Below are 5059 nucleotides of genomic sequence, written 5' to 3'. Positions count from 1 at the left end.
AGGGTTTCATTGCTGTACTGGCTGTATGAAATATTTTCATAGACAGTGATTATATTCTCGGAATCGGAACTTTCTGTGTAGAGCTGCCCGCATAAATCTGAATATGCATGAGCTTGAGGCACCCGGTGAGCTCCAAGCTGCTCGGATCGGATACTGTAAGAAAAGGTCTTTTTTTCTTCAGGAGCCAGCACAAACTCCCAGCTTAAATAAGAAGAGTTGTCCGAACTCAGGCCATCACCCTCCGAAGAAGAACTATTAATTACCGTAAAGGTTGCCGGCAGCAGGTCGAGCAGCCTGACATTCACCGCTCTTTCCTGGACGTTTTTCACGGAGAGGGTTACATACACAGGACTTCCTGAAAAGCCTTCTGAACCTGCATTTTTGTAGATGTTAAGAGGTTCGACGACCTCGATTTTTACAGCTTCGGAAAGGAAGTGCTCACCGGAACCATCTTCCCAGTTCACACTTACAGTAATGTTATAATTTTCTTTTACCTCTTCTGGAAACTTAAACCGGAGTTCACAGGACTTTTTTGAACCCTTGTCAAGTATTACGTTCTCCGGGCATCCTTCCCTGACAAGGAGCCCGTCAGAGTCTAACCCAATGCTTATTTTCCCGGATTTCACCTGCCCTGTATTTCTAAGCTCCATATCAACAATTACCTCTTCACCGAGAAGATATTCGTCTTTGTCCGCGTCGAGCTCAAGTTCCAGAATCACATTCTCTTCAACATCTCTTTTTGTTTCAAATACGACCTCTGCTTTTGGGGAAAAGAGGCTGCCAAACATCGGAAGGGTTCTCTGGTCAGTGACATTGACCGCCTTCAACCTTATATTCTCACTATCCATATAGCACCAGCTGGAGCTATTATTTTCCAGGACCGCATTTCCAAAGGTCGTGCCGTTTTTCAAGACCTGAACCCAGACCATGCCATACCCATCAAATTTCAGCGCTTCCAGGGTGTAGCCATCTTTGGAAACGACGGAGTTTTCAAGCCCGAGGGTAACGGCCAGGTTGTCCCAGTCATCTTCATTTGCCGAGGCAGGCATAAGGCCTGCGAGAAGGCCTGTGAGCAGAAACAATGCAATGAAAAGAGCTGAACCTGCACAGAAATGATTTGTTCGGCTCGGCTTTTTGCTCAACTTTTTGCTCAGCTTTCTGCTCATGGCCGTTCCCCCCGGTTTCGAAACCTTATGAATAAAACTGCAGAAATAAACCCTATATCTCCGTAAACTTCAGAGAAACCGGTCTGTACTGTCTGTATTTCCTTCCCTTCATTCTGAGAACTTAGAATTGCCTGGTTAATTGGTTCTGTTTCGTTATCAGACCCTAAGGATTGTTTGAAAACTGGTTCGGGTTCATTATCAGGCCCGGAATATTGCTTGAAGTCGGAGATGGATGAAGCTTTTCCTTCAACAACAAGGAGTTCTCTTCCAGTGTTGTTTTTCCCGTCTACCGCACAAACAACTATTGTATTAGGGCCGGAAACCACAGGCACATTAGCACTCCAGCTCTCACCTGAAAGCAGGGCTATCTGCCCGTTAACATCTACTGTGAGGTTCTGGTTTGTATCTTCAACCGTCCCGCTGACTGTGAGGTATCCGGCGTCTACAAGGCTTCCATCTTCCGGAGAATCTATTTCAAGCTCAGGAGGGGTTAGATCTACAATTCTGGCAAGAAAAGGAGTGTTACAGTTGTTTACTTCACACAGTTCTTGTTTCTTATTCGTGTAGTCGACATATACTTTCAGGGCTTTCTCACCGTCACTGGCAGGATTCCAGTTGAACTCAATTGTTTTACTTTTACCCTCAGAAAGAGAAGATACGGGAACTGTAGATACAATTTCCTCATCAGCATAAAGTGCTGCCTGAAAACCATATGCAGAGTCTTTCCCTATGTTTTTGATGCTTGCTTTTATAGTGTTGTCTTTGCCTGCGTAGAGCACAGGAAGAGTAAGCCCGGAAACGATAAGATCAGAATTCCCTTCTTCCCCCGTTCCCAGACTCAGAGCAGCCAGCACCGGATGCACATAATCTTCCTCGTCTCTTTGAAACTTGAGTTCGTTGTCATCTTCGGCAAGAAAATCCAGTACATCAAAGAATTTGAAATCAAAATAACTTTTTGAATTTGCGATGTCGTTTTTATTCTCCCCATCCAGGAGCTGCTCGTCGTTAAAGTAGAGGGAGTCTTCAAGCCCAGGGCTTCCGCAGAGGTAAACTACAGCAAGGTTTGCAGTCTTGTACTTATCCACATCCACTTTCCCCGAGAAGTCCGCATATGCTTCATCATGCGTTGACGATATATCTTCACTCCCCCCTTTCCCGTGAAGGTTTATGTTTCCTTCTTCAACCCAGTACTTTGTATTCTGCCCTTCTTTATCTTCATATACTGCAGCAAGGATTATGCCGTAGATTTTACCGTCAATGTCCCCTCCGGTTCTGGCTTCTACTGATACGGGCCCGGTACTTAGGTTCGTGCCTATATCATAGGCCACCCAGTATACCCCATGCCCTGCACAGTATATAGAAGGATTCTGACCTTCATCATCTCCCTTATCTGCTTTACCTTCAAGATCCAGGCTTTCAAACTTTTTCCCGCCAATCGAAAGATCAAGCGTCCCTGTTTTCGTATCTGATCCTCCCCATACCCCCACATATACCCTGGACCATGTTACGGAATCTCCCGGGACATTGAATTCCTGCATATAAGGAGTTTTTTTAAGACCCTCCCCTCCGTCAATGTACAGCCCACCTTTTACCGTACCTGATGTGATTTCAACCAGCTCGTCCTGTTCAGGGGTACCTTCAAAATTGTAAGTTGCCAGGCATGGAGAAATATACATAAAAAGAATAAGAGTTCCTGCAACGTACAGGAAAAACCTGCTCAAGTTCCTGCTCTTTGACAACATATTAATCTCCAGCCCCCTTCAATGTCAGTTATTTTAAGCTTCTGCCAATTTTAACGACACTGAGCACGGGTTTTTAAGAAATATAGCGGCATTGTTTTCAGGATAATAGCGACATCGTTTTGGATATTTCAATTGAACCCCATTTCGCACAAATGTTAATTTTTGTTATACTTTATATATTATTTGTATATCAATTTTTCTAATTAATGTTATTTTATTTTAAAAAAATTATTATTTATTAAGACTTAATTATTAAAAAATTAGAGTTTTTCAAAATGATTAGTTAAATGCTTCAACTAAATGAAAACGAAAACCTCAAACTCAATGGAAAAAATAGAGGTGAATTTCACCCACTTTTCCGGTTTGATTTCTTTAAGGTTCCAAAGCATTGGTTTGCGTATTATATGAAAAGGTCAGACATTTTCGTTTGATTCTACAGTTGTGAGCTTTGAGAATTTTACCCCTTTGAGGGCCATCATAGCTTCGGAAAGCTCTGCTATTTCTTTACCATCCCCGTTTAGAACAACTACTTCAAAACAGTCTTCGTGGTCGAGGTGAATATGCATTGAAGACTTAATCAGGTGAGAGTAGTGATGTTGGATATCTGTAAGGGCATTTGAAAGCCCGTGTTTTGTGTAATCGAAAATAAATCCAAGTGTTCCGACGCGATGGCCTTTAATATCATTCATCCACTCGTAATAGGAAATATAACTCCTGATGGCATCTCTTATGCCTTCCGAGCGAGAAGAATAACCTCTGTTTTCAATAATCCCATCAAATTTATCAAGAAGAGTATCGGGAAGGGAAACCCCTATCCTCATAAGTTCTGTTTCTATCATATCACCCACCAGGGAATTTTAAATTTATCAGAATGATACTACTTTAGTTATGATACGTATTACTATATATGTTTTATTCACTTACTAGGGAAAATAAAAGAGTCGAGGGAGAGAAAAAATATGAGATATCACTAACAAATAATAGAATTAATGTTGGAATGAAATCCCGAAGCATCTATGTTAAAATGCACATTTCGAACCCCTGCCAATATAGGACAATAATGTTTGACTATTGGATATTTTATTGACCTTATATCAACAAAATGACTTTTTAGTATAGCATAGTAGCACAAGAGTACCAGGGTTCGAAATGTGCATTGAAAACATCTTCAGTATAACACCTGCTTTTTTCCAGGATCTGGAAAGCCATTTTTCTCATCTCCACCGACCAGATTATCCTTAGAATTTACACTCCGACCCCGAATACAATGCGTATTCCGGATCCCTGAAAGATGGGAAGAATAGTATTCGAATGTTGGTGTTTTGCTAATCCCACACCAGCAAAATGTCCAGTGGTACATTAAATTTATACAAAAGCGCCAGAACAGGTTTTGGGGTTAAACAGAAAATTGAGGTTAATAAAGGCTATTGCTGCTGATTAAATCGGATATATAGATACAAAAGATTTCTTTGAATAATGTATTTTTCTTCATGATCGTAATACAAATAATTAATATAATAACATTAAATACCATAAAAATAAGGAAAAGTATTAAATATAAGCTGATCATACATTCATATGTCTATACGAACAGACAAAATAAAGGAAAACGCCTCCTAAATCTATGAATAGAACTTGCAACGCTAGATATTCCTCACCTGTAAGTGCAAACAGGTGGGGAATATCAGGTGCAAGGGTAGAGCAGATAAATTCTGGTTCTTTGCTCAATTAAATCTTTTTTGAAATCTTTTCAAAATGTCGCCTGAAAACTCCAGTTTATTTAGCTTTTCAGGAGAAGCGAATTTGACAGAGAGAATAAGTTATTGAATCCAGGATAAAAAAATCACATTTAAATCTGACCAGAAAAGGCGAATGTACCCATTTGCAAAATTAATGAAACTATTCAACTCAGGCAAAAACGGGCAGTGTGCCAATTTTTCTGGAAAATTACAAATTTTAAAAAATTATCGAATCGAAAGCTCGATATTAATAGACCCGTTTCATGCATTGTATACAAAAACTTTACTTTGAATTGTCGGATAAGTCAAGGGGATTACTCCCCCCTTCTCTCCTAAGAACCGTACGTGAAAGTCTCCCTTCATACGGCTCAAGCATTTTCTAACCCTTTCTGTATTGGGCGACAGTTATTAG

3 protein-coding genes are annotated in these 5059 nt (G+C 40.5%); all 3 read right to left on the bottom strand.

The window, feature by feature from the left end:
* On the bottom strand, positions 1–1166 hold a 1166-nt coding region (locus tag PHF18_RS17935), incomplete at its 3' end, for a hypothetical protein (RefSeq protein WP_300105065.1).
* Complete coding sequence (locus PHF18_RS17930; protein WP_300105063.1) at positions 1163–2908, bottom strand: DUF3344 domain-containing protein; 1746 nt, start codon at positions 2906–2908, stop codon at positions 1163–1165. The genes PHF18_RS17935 and PHF18_RS17930, both read right to left, overlap by 4 nt.
* Positions 2909–3321: 413 nt before the next feature.
* Entirely contained in the window at positions 3322–3744 is a 423-nt protein-coding gene (gene nikR / locus PHF18_RS17925) for a nickel-responsive transcriptional regulator NikR (RefSeq protein WP_300105067.1), read from the bottom strand.
* Positions 3745–5059: the final 1315 nt, after the last annotated feature.

It is taken from the genome of Methanosarcina sp. (assembly GCF_028693135.1).
In the GTDB taxonomy this organism is placed as follows: Archaea; Halobacteriota; Methanosarcinia; order Methanosarcinales; family Methanosarcinaceae; genus Methanosarcina.
The sequence above is the reverse complement of the archived record's forward strand: the minus strand, read 5'-3'. Positions and strand labels throughout refer to the sequence as shown.